The sequence below is a fragment of the Streptomyces sp. NPDC037273 genome (assembly GCF_055603625.1).
Genome location: NZ_JBVJVO010000021.1, coordinates 37,018 through 56,420, shown reverse-complemented (window position 1 = coordinate 56,420; position 19,403 = coordinate 37,018). Strand labels below are relative to the sequence as shown.

The window sequence follows — 19,403 nt, the reverse complement described above, 5'->3', positions numbered from 1 at the left end:
GAAGTCCCGGCCGAAGTCCTAGCCGAAGTCGAGGCCGCCCGTGCGGGTGCGCTTCAGTTCGAAGAAGTCGGGGTCGGCAGCCAGGACGCGGAAGCTGTCGAAGAGTTCGGCCGCCTTCTCGCCGCGCGGGATCGCGCGCAGGACGGGCCCGAACCAGGCGGTGCCGTCGACGTGGATCGTCGGCGTGCCGACGTATCCCCCGGCCTCGGGGTCCACGCCCTCGGCGTGCCGGCGGCGGACGGCCTCGTCGTGGGCCGGGTCGTGGGCGGCGGCGGCGAGTTCCGGCGGGAGGCCCACTTCGGTGAGCGCCTCGGCGACGACCGCGTCGAAGTCCTTCTGCTTCTTCTCGTGGATGCGGGTGCCGTAGGCGGTGTAGAGCGGGCGCAGGATCTCCTCGCCGTGCCGCTCGGCGGCGGCGGCCGCGACCCGCACCGGTCCGATGGAGGCGTCGACGAGTTCGCGGTACCAGTCGGGCAGGGTGTTGCCCTCGTTGTGGACGTACAGGCTCATGACCTTGAACCGCAGGTCGATGTCCCGGTGGCGCTCGACTTCGAGCATCCAGCGCGAGGTGATCCAGGCGAAGGGGCAGGCGGGGTCGAAGTAGAAGTCGACGGTGGGCCGGGTCTCGGTGGTCGTCATGCGGTCGAATCTAGCCAGCGGATGGCCTGCCCGCGTGGTCCATTCACGGGCCGTCTCGCTGGGCCACTTCGGGTTCAGTCCCCCGTGGTCATCTCGACGAGCTTGACCACCGTGTTCCAGTTCCGCCCGGTCGCGACCAGCCCCTTGACCACGGACGGGCGGGAGACCGCCTCGCCCAGCTTGGACTTTCCGAGGCCCTCGGGGGCGTAGAGGTAGAGCACCCGGTCGCCGAGGGCGAAGTCCTCGGGGAGGAAGGCCTCCCGGTCGATCGCGGCGAAGCGCTCGGGGCCGACGGGCTCGGAGTAGTAGACGGCGTGCAGCTGCTTGCCCTCCAGCTCCGCGGCCGGGAAGGGGCAGGCCTCGGCGACGGCGGCGAGATAGGCGGCGTCGCGCACGAGGCAGTCGACGCGGAAGCCGAACCGCTCCTCGATCGCGTCTTCGAGCGCGGCCACGAGTTCGCCCTCCCCCGCGCCGGAGTCGGTGGTGAACACCGCGTTCCCGCTCTGGAGGTAGGTGCGCACGCCCGTGTGCCCGAGGCCTTCGAGAAGCTCCCTGAGCTCGGCCATGGGCACCTTGCGGTGGCCGCTCACGTTGATGCCGCGCAGCAGGGCCGCGTACGTCTTCGTCATGCCCTCAATCTAGGCGGCCACCGCGCCTCGTGGGGGGCGGCACGGTGGCCGGTTCGAACACTGTCCGATGAAGGGGAGCCCGGAGAAGACCCTTCACCCATCTGTGACTTATTCAACAAGGTTTCGTAATGACCAATACGAGAGGAATCCGTCATCCACGCTGATAGCGGGCGAGGACCCGGTTGCCGTCCGTGACCAGTCGTCTCCGTAATTCGTCCGCGTCGATCGCGCCGCTGTAGTACTCCTGGAAGGCCGGGGTGGCGACCTTGTCCTTCCATTCCGGATAGCCGCGCACGCCCTGCGCGGGGGCCGGCCGCAGCTGTGCCGCGAGGGCCGCGCCGGTGGCCCAGCCGTCCCGTGCGGTGTGCAGGGAGGGGTCGGCGAGCGCGGTGGTGCCGGTGGGAAGCATCCAGTCGCCGCGGGCGAGCCGGACCATGTTCCCGGGGCGCAGGAAGAAGTCGAGGAAGGCGGCCGCCTCCTTCTTGTGCGGGCTGGCCGCGGCGATCGACAGGGTCTGCGGGGAGACGCCCTGGGCGAGCCCGGCGCTGCCGGCGGGGGCGGGCAGCACCGTCCACTCGAAGCCCTCCGGGGCCTGCTGGGCGATCTGCTGCCGGTAGGCGAAGCCGAGCGGGACCATGGCGTACTTGCCGGCGAAGAAGCCGGGCAGGGTGTCGGAGCCCCCGCTGCCGAGCGTGGTGCGCGGGGCGGTGCGGTCGGTGACCACCTGGTCGTGGATGGTGCCGGGGACGACGGTGTCGGCCTCGGTGAGGTCGACCGTGACCCGGCCGTCCGCGCCGCGGTGGAAGAGCCGGCCGCCCGCCGAGAGCCCGAGGTTGAGGCTGACGGAGACGGGCTCCTTGAGCGGCCAGGCGACGGCGTACCGGCCGGGGCCCATGGACCGGGTGAGCTCGCGGGCGACCTCCCGGAACTCGGTCCAGGTCCAGGGGTGTTCCGGGGTGGGGATCCGGACGCCGGAGGACTCCAGGATCTTCCGGTTGGCGATGATCACGCGCGGTTCCTGGAGGAAGGGCACGCCGTACACGCCCTCGCCGAAGGTCGTGGTCTCCCAGCCGCCGGCGGGGATGTCGGCGCGCAGCCGCGCGGAGAGCAGCGGGCGGAGGTCGGCGAGGTCGCCGCCGTAGGCGAAGTCGCCGAGGTCGTCGGAGGCGTCGTGGATGATGTCGGGCGCCTCGCCGCCTTCGAAGGAGGTGAGGAGCTGGTCGTGGACCGAGTCCCAGCTGCCCTGGACGTACTCGACCTGGACGGCGGGGTGGCCGGCGTTCCACTCCTTCACCAGCTGCTTGTTGGCCTCGACGGACTCCTGCTGCCAGGCGAGCGACTGGAAGCGGAGGCGTACGACGCCGTCGTCCGGCCCGTCGTCCGCGGCGGCGCAGCCGGTCAGGAGCAGGGCCAGGGAGGCGGCGAGGGCGAGGAGCCTTCTCATGACTTCACCGCCCCGGCCATCATGCCGCCGGTGATCCGGCGCTGGAGGACGGCGAAGACGACGAGGGAGGGGAGGGTGGCGAGGAAGGCCGCGGCGGCCAGCGGGCCGAGGTCGGCGACGCCCTCGGCGCCGAGGAAATGGGTGAGGACGACCGGCAGGGTCTGCTTCTCCGGGGTCTTGAGCAGGACCAGGGCGAAGAAGAACTCGTTCCACGCGGTGACGAAGGCGAACAGCGCGGTGGCGACGATGCCGGGTCCGAGCAGCGGGGCGGTGACCGAGACGAGGGTACGGAGCCGGCCGGCGCCGTCGACGGCCGCGGCCTCCTCCAGTTCGGCCGGCACGGCCCTGACGTATCCCATCAGCATCCAGAGGGCGAAGGGCAGCGACCACACGACGTAGACGAGGACGAGCCCGGCGACGCTGTTGATCAGGTGGAGGTTCTTGAGGATCAGGAAGAGCGGGATGATCACCAGGACGAAGGGGAACGCCTGGCTGATCACCACCCAGCCGGTGGCGGCGGTGGCGAGCCGGCCGCGGTGCCTGGCCGTCACATAGGCGAGCGGGGTGGCGACGGCCACCGCGATCACGGCCGCGGCGACGGCGGCGACCAGGCTGTTCGCGGCGGCCCCGAGCAGCGGCTGCTCGTCGAAGGCCTGCCGGAAGTTGTCGAGCGTGGGGTCCTTCGGGATCCAGGTGGGGTGGAGCGAGGCGAGTTCGGGGGCCGGTTTGAAGGCGGTGGAGACCAGCCAGAGGAAGGGGAAGGCGAGGAAGACCAGGTACGCCAGGAGGGCGAGGTACTGGCCGGCCCGCGCGGCTCCGCTCGTCTTGAGGGCGCTCACCGGTCCTGGTCCCCTTTCAGCCGGCGTACGAGGGAGAGGGCGATGAGCACCGAGACGGCGGCGATCATCACGCAGCCCATCGCGGCGGCGTAGCCGAACTGCCCGTAACGGAAGGCCTCTTCGTAGGCGAAGAGCATCGGGAGCCGGGTCCGGCCGCCGGGTCCGCCGCTGGTCAGCACGTAGACCAGGGCGAAGGAGTTGAAGTTCCAGATGAGGTTGAGCGCGGTGATGGCGAGGGCCACCGGTCTCAGTGCCGGCCAGGTGACGGCGCGGAAGCGGCGCCAGGCGCCGGCGCCGTCGAGGGCGGCGGCCTCGTGGAGTTCGCGCGGGGTGTTCTGGAGTCCGGCGAGGAGGGCGACGGTGGTCTGCGGCATCCCGGCCCAGACGCCGACGACGATCACGGCGGGGAGCGCGGTGGCGAGGCCGGAGAGCCAGTCGTGGCCCTCGCCGAGGCCGAGGTTCCGCAGGGTCTCGTTGAGGATGCCGGCGTCGGGGTTGTAGACGAGCCGCCACATGATGCCGACGACGACCTCGGGCATCGCCCAGGGCACGATGGCGAGCGCCCGCGCCAGGCAGCGGAAGCGGAGGTTCTGGTCGAGCAGCAGGGCGAGGCCGAGGGCGAGCAGGAACTGCGGGACGGTCACCCCGACGGCCCAGAGCACGCCGATCCGGAACGACTCCCAGAACAGGGTGTCGTGCAGCAGGTCCTGGAAGTTGAGGGTGCCGACCCAGCGGGTGGCCTGGGTGCGGCCGGACTGGGCGTCGGTGAAGGCGAGCGCGATGCCGTAGAGCAGCGGTCCGACGCTGAGCACCAGGATCGGCAGCAGGGCCGGGAGCACCAGGAACCAGGCGCCGAGGTCGGGCCCGCGCGGGCGTCCGTCGCGGGCGGCGCGCGGTGGGCGCGTGCGGCCCGGCCGCTTCGTCGCGGTCAGAGAGCTCACCGATCCGACCCCCGTCCGCCCGCTCACGCCGCCGTGGGAACCCCGCCATGGTCCTGACGGCCCGTCGGCCCGTCAAGGCGACCTGCGCGGTGAGCTGCGCGGATGCGAGACTTTGGCGCAAAGACACGGGTGAGGGAGAGGTCCATGGACGAGGCGCGGGCGCGGGAGATCCTGGCGGCGGCGGGGCTGCCGGTCGGGGAGGCGACGCTGCTCGCCCTGGGGGAGAACGCGGTCTTCGCCGTGGGCGGCCTGGTGGTGAAGGTGGGCCGGGACGCCGAGCTGTTCGAGCGGGCCGAGCGGGAGCTCGCGCTGGCCTCCTGGCTCGCCGAGGCGGGCGTTCCCGCGGTCCGGGCGGCCGAGGAGAAGCCGCGTCTGGTGGCGGGGCATCCGGTCACGGTCTGGCACCGGCTGCCCGAGGCGGTGCGGCCGGCGGAGCCCCGCGATCTGGCCCCGCTGCTCCGCGCGGTGCACGCGCTGCCGGAGCCGGCCGGTCCGGCCCTGCCCCGCCGTGACCTGCTGGGCGGGGTCGAGCGGTGGCTGCGGCTCGCGGGAGACGCGATCGACCCGGCGGACGCGGCGTTCCTGCGGGAGCGGCGTGACTCCTTCGCGCCGGCGGCGGCCGCCCTCGTGCCGCGTCTGACGCCGGGGCCGATCCACGGCGACGCCCTCCCGCGCAATGTCCACGTCGGCCCGGACGGCCCGGTCCTGGTGGACCTGGAGACCTTCTCGTCCGATCTGCGCGAGCACGATCTGGTGGTCCTCGCCCTTTCCCGGGACCGGTACGGCCTCGATCCGGCGGCCTACGACGCCTTCACCGAGGCGTACGGCTGGGACGTCCGGGAGTGGGAGGGCTGCGCGGTGCTGCGCGGCGCGCGGGAGACCGCGAGCTGCGCGTGGGTGGCGCAGCACGCGCCCGCGAACCCGAAGGCATTGGCCGAATTCGAGCGTCGGGTGGCCTCGTTGCGGGAGGGTGACCCGGAGGTCCGCTGGTACCCGTTCTGACATCATGAGCCCCGCCTGAACAGGACCGGCGGGAACGGGGTGTCGATATGCGGGTGGAACTGTCCGAGGTGTTCCTCGACGTCGAGGTGAGCGGTGAGGGGCCGGCCGTGCTGCTCGTGCACGGCTTCCCCGACAGCCGCCATCTGTGGCGCCATCAGGTCGCCGCCCTGACCGCGGCCGGCTTCCAGTGCGTCACGCCGACGCTGCGTGGCTTCGGCGCCTCCGACCGTCCGGAGGGCGGCCCGGCGGCGTACCACCCGGCCAAGCACGTCGGCGACCTCCTCCAACTGCTCACCCGGCTCGGCCTCGACCGCGTCCATCTGGTCGGCCACGACTGGGGTTCGGGCATCGTCCAGGGCCTGGCCTCGGTGGTGCCGGACCGGGTGCGCAGCCTGAGCCTGCTGTCGGTGGGTCACCTGGGCGCGATCAGGGCGGCGGGCTGGGAGCAGCGTCAGCTGTCCTGGTACATGGTGCTGTTCCAGCTGTCCGGTGTCGCCGAGGACTGGCTGGCGCGGGACGACTTCGCGAACCTGCGCGAGATGCTGGCCGAACACCCGGACGCGGAGTCCGTGATCGAGCCGCTGCGGGCCCCGGGCGCGCTGACGGCCGCATTGGACATCTACCGCGCGGGACTCCCGCCGGAGGTCCTCTTCGCCGCCGAGGTGCCCCTGATCCCCGTCCCCGCGACCCTGCCGGTGATGGGCCTCTGGTCCACCGGCGACCGCTTCCTGACCGAACGCTCGATGTCCGGCACCGGCGCGTACGTCAAGGGCTCCTGGCGCTACGAGCGGGTCGAGGACGCCGGGCACTGGCTCCAGCTGGACCAGCCGGAGAGGGTGAACGAACTGCTGCTCTCCTTCCTGAAGGAGAACGGCTAGCCCGCGACCGCGACCGCCGCGCGCAGGGGCCACGTGGGGTCGACGACGGCCCGCTCGTCGCCCTTGCCGCGCAGGAAGGCCTGGAAGTTCTCGGCCCAGGCGCGGTACCAGCCGATCTGGCGGTGGTGGAGTTCGGCCGGGTCGAGGGCGGCGACCTCGGGGTGCCGCTCGGCTATGGCGACGGCGACGCGGACGGCGGCGAGGGCGTCTGCGGCGGCCTGGTGGGCGGCTTCGAGCACGACGCCGTACTCCGCGCAGACCGCTTCGAGGGTGCGCTTGCCGCGCCGGTAGCGATCGACGGCACGGTCGATGGTGTACGGGTCGAGGACGGGGCCGACGGTGGTCCCGCCGAGGCGCTCCTCCAGGGACGGGAGGCCGTGGCGGCGCAGTTCGGCGGCGAGGAGTGTCAGGTCGAAGGAGGCGTTGTAGGCGACGACCGGGACGCCCTGGCGCCAGTAGCCGGTGAGGGTCTCGGCGATCTCGTCGGCTACCTCGCGCACCGGCCGTCCCTCGGCGGCGGCCCGCTCGCTGCTGATGCCGTGGATCGCGGAGGCCTGTTCGGGGATGCGGATGCCCGGGTCGGCGAGCCAGTCGCGCTGCCGGACGACGCGCCCGTCGTGGAAGCCGACGATCGAGGCCGTGACGATGCGGGCCTCCAGCGGGTCGGTGCCGGTCGTCTCCAGGTCGAAGCCGACCAGCGGTTCCCCATACCAAGCCATCGGGTCCTCCTTACGTGATCTCCCCCGTGGTGTTGACCACCCTCGCACGCACCACTGACAACGCCTGCGGGGTCCCCCCGTCGAGGGGTCAGGAGACGGGCCGTGAGTCGAGCCAGACCGACTCGAATTCCTCCCGGTACGTCTCGAAAAGTCCGTGATCTCCGTCACGGGAGTGCTGTCCGTGCCGGACGACGTTCCGGCCGCCGCCGCGCAGGACGAGCACCGGGGCCTCCATGCCCCGGGCCCGGCGCAGATAGGACTGGACTACGCCGACGCCGTCCGGGCCGTCGCCGTCCACCAGGTAGGCGGTGAAGCGGGGGGTCTCGTCGAAGACGTGGATCTGGAAGGCGCCCGGGTCGCGGAGCTTCGAGCGGACCCGGCGCATGTGCAGGATGTTCATCTCGACGGAGCGGCTCAGCTCGCCCTTCTTGAGGCCGAGCTCGCGCTCGCGCCGCTTGACGGCGCTGCTCGCGGGGTTGAGGAAGAGCAGCCGGGTGCGGCAGCCGGACTCGGCGAGCCGGACCATGCGGCGGCCGGAGAAGTTCTGCACGAGCAGATTAAGGCCTATGCCGGTGGCGTCGAGGCGGCGGGCGCCGCCGAAGAGGTCCTCGGCGGGCAGCTGGCGCTGGAGCCTGACCCGGTCGGGGTGGACGGAGACGACGTCCGCGTAGCGGTCGCCGACCAGGTCCTCGACGGCGTCGACGGGCAGCCGGTCGGCGGAGGGCACGCCGGCGCCGCTGCCGAGGATCTCCAGGATGCGGGCGGAGGCGCGCTCGGACTGGGCGAGGACGGTGAGCGAGAGGGCCCGGTTGCGGGAGACCACGTTGCGCGTGACCTCCAGCTCGTCGAGGGCGAGCTCGACCTCGCGCCGGTCGTCGAAGTAGGGCTCGAAGCAGGGCCAGTGCTGCACCATCAGCTCGCGGAGCTGGGGCAGCGTGAGGAAGCTGAGGACGTTGTCGTCGGCCGGGTCGAGGAGGTAGCCCTTGCGCCGGGAGACCTCGCGGACGGCGACGGCCCGCTGTACCCACTCCTGGCCGGCGGGTCCCGCCGCGGCCACCACCCATTCCTCGCCGTGCACGGGTTCGTACACGGGCCGCAGGACGGCGGCGACGACGGCCCGCAGCCGCTGTTCGACCAGGTTCAGCCAGATGTACGCGCGTCCGGCCCGCTGGGCGCGGGTGCGGACCTCGCTCCAGGCCTCGGCGCCCCAGTCGAGCTCCGCCCCGATCTCCACGGGGCGGGCGACGGTGACCGCGCCCGGCGGGACGACCTGGCCGGGCGGTGCGACCGTTCCGGCCGGCGCCTCGGCGGGGTCGGCCTGGCCCCCTTCGTGACCCGCGTCACCTGGGGGCAGCTCCAGACCTCCCGAGCTCACCCGCGCACCGCCTTCTGCTCCTGGAAGCCCGTTTCGACCACAACGACAACGATCAAGGAAGGGTACTCCGCGAGCGGGAGGCGGTGCAGCAGGATCGTCAGGCTCCTTCCTCAACTCCCCAGATCGGGCTGCCCGTTCTGGGAGGCGAGATCGGCCGGAGTGAGCGGATTCATAGCGGTTACGTCCCTGGGGGCGAGCTGGAAGCCCTGCCAGTGGACCGGCATCGGCTGCTGGTCCTCGTCCCGGGCGATGTGGTGGAACCCGATGTTGACCCAGACGGTCGGTTTGGTCAGAGTCTCACCGTTGACCCATTTGTCCACGCTGTCACCGGCGTTGGGCGCGCAGTTGCCGATGTTGTCGCTGGCGTACTGCTCGCAGGCGCGGGACTGGGTGAAGTACACGTCGTGCTTGGTGAAGCCGCGTCCCGCGTGGGTGTCGGTGTGGCCCGGCACGATCTCGTAGGAGCGGGCGTGGCCGTCCGCGTTCTTGCCGGTGTCGCTGACCACCCGCCACCAGCGCATGTTCCGGGCGTCTCCGGCGAGTTCCTTGGTGACGGGGGTGCGCTTGGTGGTCACCTTCGGTCCGCCGCCGCCCGCGGGGGCGGGGGTGACGGTGGAGTCGTACTGCTCGATCCGGTCCTTGGTGGAGCCGTCGAGGCCGAAGTCGAGCTTCCAGAAGACGTTGTGGGCGTGGCTGGTGGCGTAGCCGCGGGCACCCTTGCCGATCGGCCAGCCGCGGCCGTCGGTGGCGTCGTAGTCGACGGGCGAAAGGCTGCCGGTGGCACCGACGTTGGCGCCGATGGTGCCGTCGGCGGCGAACCGCCACTCGGTGATGTACTCGTACCAGCCGACCTTGTTCACCGTGTAGACGAGCAGGTCCTTGGCCTGGGCCTGCCAGACCTTGGTGCCGCCGTCGTTGGCCATCCGGTAGGCGTGGCCGCGGGCCCTGGTGGTGGTGCACAGGCCCTTGACGTCGCCGGCCTCGGGCACCTTGATCGTGGTGAGGGTGCCGCCGGGGCATTCGGCGGGCTTGAGGTCCTGCAGGCCCCAGCCGAAGCCGGCGCCGGTGAGGTCGTCGTACTCGGCGCCGCCGTCGTCGTACGGCACGTGGATCTGGGCGAGCCGGGCGGTGCTGAGGACCCGGACGGGCGCGGAGGCGCCGGGCGGCTGGTAGGTGATCTTGTCGAGGATGAGGCCGGCGTCGGTGCTGTAGCGCCAGCACATGCGCCAGGAGGCGCCGCCGTCGAGCTGCTTCGTGATGCGGTACGCGGAGGAGCAGTCGGGCCCCGCCTGGTAGGCGGTGCGCGGCGGGTTCGGCGGGGTGGGTGCGGCGGTGGCGCCGGTCGCGGGTCCGGCGGCGGCGGTGGCGGTGCCGAGGAGGGCGGCCGCGGTCAGGGCGGCGCCCCGCCCCCGGGTGAGCGTCCGCCGGGTGGAATGGCTGCGCTGGGTGGACATGGGAACGTACTCCCTCGTACGTGGATGCGGCGGGAGGACCGGGCGGCGGTGGTCAGCCGACGCGGGTGACGGTCCTCGCGGAGAGGTCGACGATCAGGTTCCTGGTGTTGATCCAGGCCCCGTTGAGCACCTTGCTGACGAGCCGTACGCAGCGGTGCTCGCCGCACTTCGCGAGCGGTGCGGGCACGTCGGCCTCGCGGTAGGTGCGGTAGAGGTCGCCGTTGAACCACAGCTGGGCGGTGGAGGTGAGCTCCTTGCCGGTGGCGTCCGCGTAGTCCTCCTTGACGCCCTTGCCGAGCGGGCTCGCGAGGATCAGCTCCAGGGCCTCGCGCAGCTCCTCGGGGTGGGCGGAGGGCTGGACGCCCTTCTGCGCGGCGGACCTCTCGACCTTCCCGGTGTTCAGGTTGACGGTCCGGGTGATGAGCTCGTCCCGCGCGTAGTCGTAGAAGCGGACGTCGGCGCGGCGCGTGCCGTCGCCCGGCAGCGGGTCGGCGAGCTCGGTGGCGAGGTGCTGCGGACCCCGGCCGCCCTCGACGTCCTGCTGGGCGGAGGCGCCGGGCGGGGTCAGCGCCAGGCGCTCGGCCCTGGCGAGCTCGTCGTCGGTGAGCGGGTCGCTCCCGACGCCCTTCTCCCCCTCGACGGCCGCCGGGACGACGGTGGCGGGCGGCGGCGCGGCCTGCGCCCCGGCCTCGCCCTGCCCGGCGGACGCTCCGGCGGACTCCCCCGTGGCGCCCTTCCCGTCGGCCGCCGCCGACACGGCGCTCCGCCCGCCCGGCGTGTCGTCGGCCCCCGCCGCGGTCGGCAGGGTGATCGCGACCGCGACGGCGGTCCCCGTCACCGCCATGGCCGCTCCGGCCACCACCTTCCCCAGATGGCGGCGTGCTATTTCGTACACGCTTCCCCCTCTATCCCCCTCTTGGTCCTGCGGTCACCCGGTAGGACGGGGCGAAGTCCTAGGAGGTTGCCCCTCTTTCGGGCAGGATCTGGCCGAAGAAGAGCTACAAAACCCGGACAGAAGAGGAAGAGTCGTATCCATGCAGGTCTGGCCGGGACAGGCGTACCCCCTGGGCGCCACCTACGACGGGGCGGGAACCAACTTCGCGGTCTTCTCGGAGGCCGCGCACCGCATCGAGCTGTGTCTGCTGCACGACGACGGCTCGGAGACGGCGGTGGAGCTGCGCGAGACGGACGCCTTCGTCCGGCACGCCTATCTGCCGGGCGTGATGCCCGGTCAGCGGTACGGGTTCCGGGTGCACGGCCCGTACGCCCCCGAGCGCGGGCTGCGCTGCAACGCGGCGAAGCTGCTCCTCGACCCGTACGCGCGCGCGGTGTCGGGCCGGGTGGAGTGGGGCGAGGCGGTGTACGGCTACCCGTTCGGGCGGCCGGACGCGCGCAACGACCTCGACTCGGGCCCGCACACGATGACCTCGGTCGTGGTCAACCCGTACTTCGACTGGGGTGACGACCGGCGCCCGCGCACCGAGTACCACCACACGGTGATCTACGAGGCCCATGTGAAGGGCCTGACCATGCTCCATCCGGACCTTCCCGAGGAGCTGCGCGGCACGTACGCGGGACTCGCGCACCCCTCGGTGATCGGCCATCTGAAGGAACTGGGCGTCACGGCCCTGGAACTGATGCCGGTCCACCAGTTCGTGAACGACCACCGGCTCGTCGACGCGGGGCTCTCGAACTACTGGGGCTACAACACGATCGGCTTCTTCGCCCCGCACAACGCGTACGCCTCCTGGGGCGACCGGGGCCAGCAGGTCCTGGAGTTCAAGTCGGCGGTGCGGGCGCTGCACCAGGCGGGCATCGAGGTCATCCTCGACGTGGTCTACAACCACACCGCCGAGGGCAACCACCTGGGCCCGACGCTCTCCTTCCGGGGCCTGGACAACCCCTCGTACTACCGGCTCTCGAACGACCCCCGGTACTACACGGACACCACGGGCACCGGGAACTCGCTCCTGATGCGCTCCCCGCACGTCCTCCAGATGATCATGGACAGTCTGCGGTACTGGGTGACCGAGATGCACGTGGACGGCTTCCGCTTCGACCTGGCGGCCACCCTGGCCCGCCAGTTCCACGAGGTCGACCGACTCTCGTCCTTCTTCGACCTGGTGCAGCAGGACCCGGTGGTGAGCCAGGTCAAGCTGATCGCCGAGCCGTGGGACGTCGGCGAGGGCGGCTACCAGGTGGGCAACTTCCCGCCGCTGTGGACCGAGTGGAACGGCAAGTACCGTGACTGCGTGCGGGACTTGTGGCGGGGCGAGCCGCGCACGCTCGCCGAGTTCGCCTCGCGGCTGACCGGCTCCTCCGACCTCTACCAGGACGACGGCCGCCGCCCGCTCGCCTCGGTCAACTTCGTGACCTGCCACGACGGTTTCACCCTGCGCGACCTCGTCTCGTACAACGACAAGCACAACGAGGCCAACGGCGAGGGCAACCGGGACGGCGAGAGCTACAACCGGTCTTGGAACTGCGGCGTCGAGGGCGAGACCGACGACCTGGGCATCGCGGAGCTGCGCGCCCGCCAGATGCGCAACTTCCTGGCCACCCTGATGCTGTCGCAGGGCGTGCCGATGCTCAGCCACGGCGACGAGTTCGGGCGCACCCAGGACGGCAACAACAACGCGTACTGCCAGGACAACGAGGTGTCCTGGGTGCGGTGGCCGAAGGAGAACAGCGAGACCGAGGCCACGCTGCTCCGCTTCACGCGCGCGATGGTCCGGCTGCGGCGGGACCACCCGGTCTTCCGGCGCCGCCGTTTCTTCCACGGCCGGCCCGTCGAGGGCACGCACGACGAGCTCACCGACATCGCCTGGTTCACCCCCGAGGGCGAGGAGATGACCTCCCGCGACTGGCAGGCGGCGAACGCCCAGGCGCTGACCGTCTTCCTCAACGGCAACGCCATCTCGGAGCCGGGCCCCCAGGGTGAGCGGATCAGCGACGACTCCTTCCTGTTGATGTTCAACGCCTCGTCGAAGGAGCTGGAGTTCGCGGTCCCCGACAGTCACGGCCGGTGCTGGCGGATGGTCGTGGACACCTCGGACCCGGAGGGCATGCCGCCGCAGGAGGGCCCGGAGCTCGCGGGCGGCGAACGGGTGACGCTCGCGCCGCTCAGCCTGACCGTTCTGCGCCGGCCGGCCTGAGTCCGCGCGCCGGAGCCGTCCCCCGCACCGACCAGGACAGCGCGGCGCAGCCCACGGCCGCCCCCACCGCCACCGCGAAGGCGGCGGGGGCGCCCTGCCCCTCGGCGAGCCGGCCGGAGAGCGCGAGGGCAAGCGCCTGACCGCCGACGATCCCGCTGGTCAGGAACGCCATCGATTCGGCGAGCCGGGCGGCGGGCACGGTCCGCTCGGTGAGTCCGAAGACCGTGATCAGGTGCGGGGCGTAGGCGGCGCCCAGGACGACGACCACCGCGTACAGCGCGCCGAGGGATCCCACGAAGAGCAGCGGTACGGAGAGGACGACGAGCCCGGCGGTCGCGGCCCGCCAGCGGGTCGTCAGCCCGATCCGGGCCGGGACGGCGGCCATCGACAGGCCGACGGCCGCGCTCATCACCCCCATCGCCGCGTAGACGAGCCCGGCCTGGGCGGGCGCCCCGAGCTCCTCGGTGAGCGCGGTGATCCCCGCCTGCGAGGCGCCGAACATGGCGCCCTGGAGCACCATCGTGCCGCGCAGGGCGTACGCGGATCCGGGCAGCCGCGTCCGTTCGGCGGCACTCGTACGGGTGGACGCGACGGGGGCGATCGCCCGCGCGCTCGGGTGCAGGGCGAAGGCGGACCCGCAGACGACGAGCAGCAGCGCGGCCACGAGCAGCGCGGCGGCCGGGTGCGCGAGGGCGGCGGCGAGGCCGACGAAGGCCGGGCCCAGGACGAACGACACCTCGTCGAGGGTGCCCTCGAAGGAGAGCACCGCGCCGACAAGCCGGTCGTCCGCCCCCGACCGTCGGGCGAGCGCCACCGACCGGGTCCGGGCGAGCGGTCCGACCTGGGGGACGGTGGCTCCGGCGAGGACGCCGAGCGCCATGAGGCCGGCGGTGGGCGCCTGGGCGAGCGCCGCGAGGACCAGGGCGGCGACCGCGACGGCGTTCGCCAGGGAGGCGGCGAGGACCACTCCGCGCTGCCCGTGCCGGTCGGCGAGCCGGCCGACCAGTGGCCCGGCGACGGTCTGTCCGGCCGCCAGCGCGCCGCCTGTGAGGCCCGCCGTGGCGAGGGAGCCGCTGGTCTCGGCGACCAGGAGCAGGCTGCCGAGCTGGCACATGGCGGTGGGCAGCCGGCCGAGGAAGGAGAGGACCGGCAGGACGGGGCCGAGCAGGGACAGCGTGTCGCGATACATCCGGAGCATCACGCGAACGTAACGCGATGCACACGAACGGGTGCATGGGGCGATGACACAGAAGCCCTCCGACGGGGTACGTACGTTCGCATGACCTCCCTCCCGGTCCCGCCCGTGCCGTCACCCGCCCCCGTCCCGGCCCCGGTCCCCACCGCGACCTACCGGCTCCAGCTCCAGCCGGAGTTCCCCTTCGCGGCCGCCGAGCGGGCCGTGCCGTACCTCGCCGGGCTCGGGATCTCCCACCTCCATCTGTCTCCGGTCCTGGAGGCGGTGCCCGGCTCGACCCATGGCTACGACGTCACCGACCACCGGTCCGTACGGGCCGAACTCGGCGGCGAGGAAGGGCTGCGGGCCCTGTCCGCGACGGCCCGGGCGCACGGGCTCGGCCTGGTCGTGGACCTGGTGCCCAACCACATGGCGGCCTCCCCGCGCCACAACCACGCGCTGCGCGCCGTGCTCCGCGACGGCCCCGACTCGCCGTACGCCCGCTGGTTCGACATCGACTGGCGGGCCGGGGACGGCCGGCTGCTGCTCCCGGTGCTGCCGGCCCGGCTCCCCGAGGTGCGGGACCGGCTGCGGGTCTCCGGCGGCTCGCTGCACCTGGACGGGCAGGACTTCCCGCTGCGCCCCGGCACCGAGGGCCTGCCGCTGGACGAGCTGCTCGACGCCCAGTGGTACCGGCTCGGCTGGTGGCGTCTTGCCCGTACGGAGCTGGACTACCGGCGCTTCTTCACCGTCTCGGAGCTCATCGGGGTGCGGGTCGAGGACCCCGGGGTGTTCGCGGCGACGCACGCGAAGATCGTGGAACTGGTCGCGGACGGGGTGATCGAGGGGCTGCGGATCGACCACCCGGACGGACTCGCCGACCCGCAGGGCTATCTGGAGGACCTGGCGGCGGCGACCGGCGGGCGCTGCTGGACGGTGGTCGAGAAGATCCTCACCGGCCCCGAGACGCTGCCGGCCGCCTGGCCCGTCGCGGGCACCACCGGCTACGACGCGCTGCGGCAGCTCGACGGCGTCTTCACCGACCCGGTCGGAGCCGACGAACTCGCCGACCTGTACCGGGAGTTCGTCGGCAAGGCCGCCGACCGGGGCGGCCACTGGGAGGAGACCGCGCGGCGTGCCGCGTACGAGGTGGTCACCCACGACCTCGCCTCCGAGACGGCCGCGCTGACCCGGATCGCGGGCCGGATCTGTGCCGCCGACCCCGCGCTCCGGGACCACGCCCCCTGGGCGCTCGCCACCGCGATCCGCGAACTCCTCGTCCGCGTCCCGGTCTACCGCCCCTACCGGACCGGCGGCGAGGAGGTGCTCACCCCGGAGGCGGCGCGCGGCGCGAAGGCCGCCTTCGCGGTGCCGGAGGAGGCGGCGGCGGTCGACGTCGTACGGGACCTGGCGCTCGGCGCGCTCGGCGAAGGGCCCGAACACCGGGCGTTCCGGGCCCGGTTCGCGCAGACCTCGTCGGCGCTGCGGGCCAAGTCCGTGGAGGACACCGCCTTCTACCGGTACACCCCGCTGCTGTCCGCGAACGAGGTGGGCGGGGACGCGGGGCGCCCGGCGGTGCCGGTGGACGAGTTCCACGCGTACTGCCTGCGGATCGCCCGGGACTGGCCGGCCACCGGCACCGTCCTGTCCACCCACGACACCAAGCGCAGCGCGGACGTCCGGGCCGCCGTCGCGGTGCTCGCCCAGTGCCCGGAGGTGTGGGCGGAGCTCCTCGCGGAGGTCGCGGGGGTGCCCGCACCCGATCCGCACGTGGCCTGGACGGCCTGGCAGACGGCCTTCGGCTTCGGCGTCCCGGACGCGGAGCGGCTCGTGCCCGCGATCCTCAAGTCCGTCCGCGAGGCGGGCCTCAGGACCAGCTGGACCGAGCCCGACGCCGCGTACGAGCGGGCGGTCGCCGACTTCGCGGCGGCGGGCCCGGGCCGTATCCCCCTGCGCTCCGCCTCGGAGGCGGCCTTCTCCCTTGAGCCGCACATCCGGGCGCACGCGCTGGGCGCGGCCCTCACGCAGCTGACGATGCCGGGGGTGCCCGAGCTCTACCAGAACACCGAGCGGGAGTACCGGGCCCTCGTCGACCCGGACAACCGGGCCCCGTTCTCGGTCGGCCCGGAGGACGACCGCACGGCCCTGGTCCGGGCGGCGCTCGGCCTGCGCCGCGAGCGTCCCGAGGTCTTCGGCCCCGGCGGCACGTACACCCCGCTCACCGCGACCGGCCCGGCGGCGGCCCACTGCCTCGCCTTCGCCCGCTCGGGCTCGGTGGTGACGGCCGTCACCCGGCTCTCCCGCCGCCTCGCCGAGGCGGGCGGCTGGCAGGACACCGAGCTGGTCCTCCCTGACGGCCGCTGGGCGGATCTCCTGGACGGAGTGCGGGAGTTCACCGGCGGCCCGGCGACGGAGCTCAAGCTCGCGGAGCTCTTCGCGGAGCGGCCGGTGGCCCTGCTCGTGCGGACGGAGGCCTGAGGCGGCGAAGCCGGGCGCCGGCGGCGCGGTGCCGTGCGTCAGGAGCGGGAGGCGCGGGAGACCTCGCACTTGGTGTACTCGGAGCCGTCGCCGGAGCCGGTGTACGGGGTGGTGAGTTCGGCCTTCTTGGTGGCGCCGGCCGCGACGGCGATGCCGGTCCGGGTCGCGGAGGCGGGGGTGGCGGTGCCGCCGGTGAACTTCATCGTGACGCTGTAGTCGTAGTCGAGGGCGCCGTCGTTGTCGACGGTGATCCGGGCGACGAGGTTCTTGGTGGCCGCGTCGTACGTGCACTCGTTGATGGTGACGTCCCGCTCGGCCTTCTTGGCGCTGCTGGAGCCGCCGGGCACGGAGCTGCCGGAGGTGCCGGAGGTGCCGTCGTTGTCGTTGCTGTTGCTACCGCTGTGCGAGCCGCTGCCGGAGCTGCTGCCGCCGCCGCAGCTGCCGCCGTGGGAGCCGCGCGCGCCGGTGAGGGCGACGACCGCGATACCGAAGACGGCGATGGCGCGGACATGACGAATCTTCATATGTGAATCCCCGTGGAAGTGGTGGAGCGAGCGCCCCTTGACGAGCGCACGTCACCCTAACAGCGCTCGCGGGTCCCCTCGTCCACCCTCCTCGTCCACCCTCTCGTCCACCCGCCTCGGCCCGGATCAGCCGCCCGGATCAGCCGCCCGGGCGGACGATCAGGCTGCGCGGGGCGCGGGTGATGATGCCGGTCGACACCGGCCGGAAGCCGTCGGCGAGCCGGAGCCGGGGCATGGCCTCGAAGAGCGCGCGCAGCGCGAACTCGGCCTCCAGGCCCGCGAGGAGGACCGCCGGGCAGCGCCCGCTGCCGTAGGTGAGCTGGTCGGCGTCGTCGCGGAACGGGTCGAAGCGGTCGGGCTCGCGGAAGCGCTCCGGGTCGCGGCCGGCCGAGCCGATGAGCAGGGCGACGGACGAGCCCGCCGGGATCAGGCCGCCGCTCACCCGGACCTCGGCGCGGGTGCGGCGCACCGCGATCTGCACCGGCGGGTCGCGGCGCAGCGATTCGGTCCAGGCGCGGGCCACGAGTCCGTCGGGGGCGTCGCGGAGGGCGGCGACCTGGTCGGGGTCGGTGAGGACGTTGGCGAGGAAGGAGGCGAGGGCCTTCTCCCGTACGGCGATCTGCCCGCCGCACTCCCCCGCGAGGGCTCCGGCCGCCCGGCCGCGCACCAGCCGCATCATGTCCCGGTAGGGCACGCCGATGGCGGCGGCGACGGTCCCGGCGGGCAGCCAGTGGCAGAAGTCGGCGACCAGGTCGGCCTGTTGGCGTTCGGCGATGCGGCGGGCCAGGACGTACGCGGTGCGTTCGGCGACAGCGCTCAGCGCGTCGACCCCGATGTCGACGTGGGCCTCGTCGCAGGGCGGGTCGCCGGGCCGGTGGCCGTGCGTGAAGCGGCTGTCGGTGAGGGCGGAGGCGACGTCCGCGTACCGGCTGAGGACCCAGGCCCGCAGCAGCGGGTCGTAGGTGAGCGGGAAGTCCTCGCGCAGCGTCCGGTGGATCCCGTGCGGGTCGCGCGAGGCGCCGGGGTCGAGCGGGCTCGGCGCGACGGTCCGCCCGGTCGGCCCGACGGGCCCCGCGGCCGCCGGGTCCTCCACCGTCCGCACCCGGCCGGGCACGGTGCCGGAGGCGGGGGTACGGGGCGGGGTGCCGGCCCGGGTGGCGGTGGGGCTCGCGGCCGAGGGCGCGGCGGGCGCCATGGACGGGAGCCGGGTCCACGGGTCGCCCGACCCGGCCCACTGGCCGCCCGACGGTTCCGGTGGGCCGTCCCCGCCGTCCCCTATGCCCCGGTTCGGCTCGTCGCTCATCGCGCCCCCTGTCGATCGGCGGTGGGTGCCGCGGCCGGAGAACGTGGCGCGCGTTCCCCCAGCCCATCACCGCACGGGCCGCACCGCCCGCCACGTACCGCCGAACGGGTGAACGTGCCCGCCGGCGGCTCAGTCGTACGACAGCCGGAACGACATCTGTCCGAAGCCGACGACATCGCCCGGCCTGACCACCACCGCGCCGGTGACCCGGCGTCCGTTCACCGTCGTGCCGTTCGTCGAGCCGAGGTCCCGCAGGATCCACATCCCGCCCTGGAGGGAGAGCTCGGCGTGCAGCCGGGAGGCCGTCTCGTGGCTGAGCCGCAGCCCGTTGACCGGGTCGCGGCCGATCCGCAGCGGGTGCGGGCCCGGCCGGGGCATCAGGAGCTTCGGCAGCCGCTCGGCGTGCCAGGCGCGCCCGAGCCGCGCCGTGAACGCCGACATCCGCTCGACCGCCCCGACCACCCGCCGGGTCCAGGTCCCCTCGGTCCGCAGGTCGGCGGTGAGCACATGGAGTTCGTCGGGGCGCCGCGCCTGGAGCGCGCGCTCCATCCGGAAGACGAACGTGTCGTGCGAGATCCGTCCCTGCGCGGCGCCCTCGCGGAGCAGCACCAGCGCGCGGTCCCGCTCGGCGTCGGTCAACCGAGGGGAGTTCGCCGGAAGCTCGAAAGGGGTCGTCACACCGCTGATTGTCCGTCCGCCGGACCCGCAGTGTCCAGAAGCTCCCCCGGCCCGGACATATCGGCACGACGGGGGCGGGCGCGGGGCGGACGACATGGCGGGCGTGCCGGGCGCGTCGAGGGGTCGGCTGCCAGGATGGTCGGGGTAGTCATGCGGTGTGTGGCAGGTCCG

17 protein-coding genes are annotated in these 19,403 nt (G+C 73.2%); 4 read left to right on the top strand and 13 right to left on the bottom strand.

All coding sequences use genetic code 11. The features are described 5' to 3' along the window. Window positions 1–18: 18 nt before the first annotated feature. From ACZ7G1_RS35680 to ACZ7G1_RS35660, 5 genes are all read right to left on the bottom strand, one after another. Window positions 19–639, bottom strand: a complete 621-nt coding sequence (locus ACZ7G1_RS35680; RefSeq protein WP_470878656.1) for a mycothiol-dependent nitroreductase Rv2466c family protein — start codon at window positions 637–639, stop codon at window positions 19–21. Between the two features lie 74 nt (window positions 640–713). Continuing rightward, window positions 714–1,268: a DUF1697 domain-containing protein gene (locus ACZ7G1_RS35675; protein WP_470878654.1), complete on the bottom strand. Its 555-nt coding sequence runs from the start codon at window positions 1,266–1,268 to the stop codon at window positions 714–716. A gap of 151 nt (window positions 1,269–1,419) precedes the next feature. Then, complete coding sequence (locus tag ACZ7G1_RS35670; protein WP_470878652.1) at window positions 1,420–2,712, bottom strand: ABC transporter substrate-binding protein; 1,293 nt, start codon at window positions 2,710–2,712, stop codon at window positions 1,420–1,422. Continuing rightward, entirely contained in the window at window positions 2,709–3,551 is an 843-nt protein-coding gene (locus tag ACZ7G1_RS35665; RefSeq protein ID WP_470878650.1) for a carbohydrate ABC transporter permease, read from the bottom strand. The genes ACZ7G1_RS35670 and ACZ7G1_RS35665 overlap by 4 nt, the downstream gene beginning before the upstream one ends. Beyond that, window positions 3,548–4,492, bottom strand: a complete 945-nt coding sequence (locus ACZ7G1_RS35660) for a carbohydrate ABC transporter permease (RefSeq protein WP_470878649.1) — start codon at window positions 4,490–4,492, stop codon at window positions 3,548–3,550. The genes ACZ7G1_RS35665 and ACZ7G1_RS35660 overlap by 4 nt, the downstream gene beginning before the upstream one ends. A 144-nt stretch (window positions 4,493–4,636) precedes the next feature. On the opposite strand from ACZ7G1_RS35660, the gene ACZ7G1_RS35655 reads away from it, so the two are divergent. Then, complete coding sequence (locus ACZ7G1_RS35655) at window positions 4,637–5,494, top strand: phosphotransferase enzyme family protein (protein WP_470878647.1); 858 nt, start codon at window positions 4,637–4,639, stop codon at window positions 5,492–5,494. A 47-nt stretch (window positions 5,495–5,541) separates the two neighbouring features. Continuing rightward, complete coding sequence (locus tag ACZ7G1_RS35650) at window positions 5,542–6,372, top strand: alpha/beta fold hydrolase (RefSeq protein WP_470878645.1); 831 nt, start codon at window positions 5,542–5,544, stop codon at window positions 6,370–6,372. Here the strand turns inward: ACZ7G1_RS35650 and ACZ7G1_RS35645 are convergent. The 4 genes from ACZ7G1_RS35645 to ACZ7G1_RS35630 form a co-directional block, all read right to left on the bottom strand. Further along, window positions 6,369–7,091, bottom strand: a complete 723-nt coding sequence (locus tag ACZ7G1_RS35645) for an exonuclease domain-containing protein (protein WP_470878643.1) — start codon at window positions 7,089–7,091, stop codon at window positions 6,369–6,371. The two genes, ACZ7G1_RS35650 and ACZ7G1_RS35645, sit on opposite strands and share 4 nt — an antisense overlap. Window positions 7,092–7,179: 88 nt before the next feature. After that, entirely contained in the window at window positions 7,180–8,466 is a 1,287-nt protein-coding gene (locus ACZ7G1_RS35640) for an SAV2148 family HEPN domain-containing protein (protein ID WP_470878641.1), read from the bottom strand. Window positions 8,467–8,576: 110 nt separating this feature from the next. Continuing rightward, window positions 8,577–9,920 (bottom strand): copper amine oxidase, encoded by a 1,344-nt coding sequence (locus ACZ7G1_RS35635; protein ID WP_470878639.1) that lies wholly within the window; start codon window positions 9,918–9,920, stop codon window positions 8,577–8,579. Window positions 9,921–9,972: 52 nt separating this feature from the next. Then, complete coding sequence (locus tag ACZ7G1_RS35630) at window positions 9,973–10,815, bottom strand: Tat pathway signal sequence domain protein (protein WP_470878637.1); 843 nt, start codon at window positions 10,813–10,815, stop codon at window positions 9,973–9,975. Window positions 10,816–10,954: 139 nt separating this feature from the next. Here ACZ7G1_RS35630 and glgX point away from each other — a divergent pair, with 139 nt between their 5' ends. Next, complete coding sequence (gene glgX / locus ACZ7G1_RS35625; protein WP_470878636.1) at window positions 10,955–13,075, top strand: glycogen debranching protein GlgX; 2,121 nt, start codon at window positions 10,955–10,957, stop codon at window positions 13,073–13,075. Here glgX and ACZ7G1_RS35620 read toward each other — a convergent pair. Next, window positions 13,044–14,264, bottom strand: a complete 1,221-nt coding sequence (locus ACZ7G1_RS35620; protein ID WP_470878703.1) for an MFS transporter — start codon at window positions 14,262–14,264, stop codon at window positions 13,044–13,046. The genes glgX and ACZ7G1_RS35620 overlap by 32 nt on opposite strands. A 90-nt stretch (window positions 14,265–14,354) precedes the next feature. Here ACZ7G1_RS35620 and treY point away from each other — a divergent pair, with 90 nt between their 5' ends. Then, on the top strand, window positions 14,355–16,727 hold the full coding sequence (treY, locus tag ACZ7G1_RS35615) for a malto-oligosyltrehalose synthase (RefSeq protein ID WP_470878634.1): 2,373 nt from the start codon (window positions 14,355–14,357) through the stop codon (window positions 16,725–16,727). A 38-nt stretch (window positions 16,728–16,765) separates the two neighbouring features. Here the strand turns inward: treY and ACZ7G1_RS35610 are convergent, their stop codons facing one another. The 3 genes from ACZ7G1_RS35610 to ACZ7G1_RS35600 form a co-directional block, all read right to left on the bottom strand. Beyond that, a complete protein-coding gene (locus ACZ7G1_RS35610) occupies window positions 16,766–17,251 on the bottom strand; it encodes a hypothetical protein (RefSeq protein WP_470878632.1) in 486 nt (161 codons plus the stop codon). 139 nt (window positions 17,252–17,390) lie between these two features. Then, the gene (locus ACZ7G1_RS35605) at window positions 17,391–18,554 is read right to left on the bottom strand and encodes a cytochrome P450 (RefSeq protein WP_470878630.1); all 1,164 of its coding nucleotides are present in this window, start codon (window positions 18,552–18,554) and stop codon (window positions 17,391–17,393) included. A gap of 129 nt (window positions 18,555–18,683) precedes the next feature. Next, a complete protein-coding gene (locus ACZ7G1_RS35600) occupies window positions 18,684–19,232 on the bottom strand; it encodes an FHA domain-containing protein (protein WP_470878628.1) in 549 nt (182 codons plus the stop codon). Window positions 19,233–19,403 lie beyond the last annotated feature (171 nt).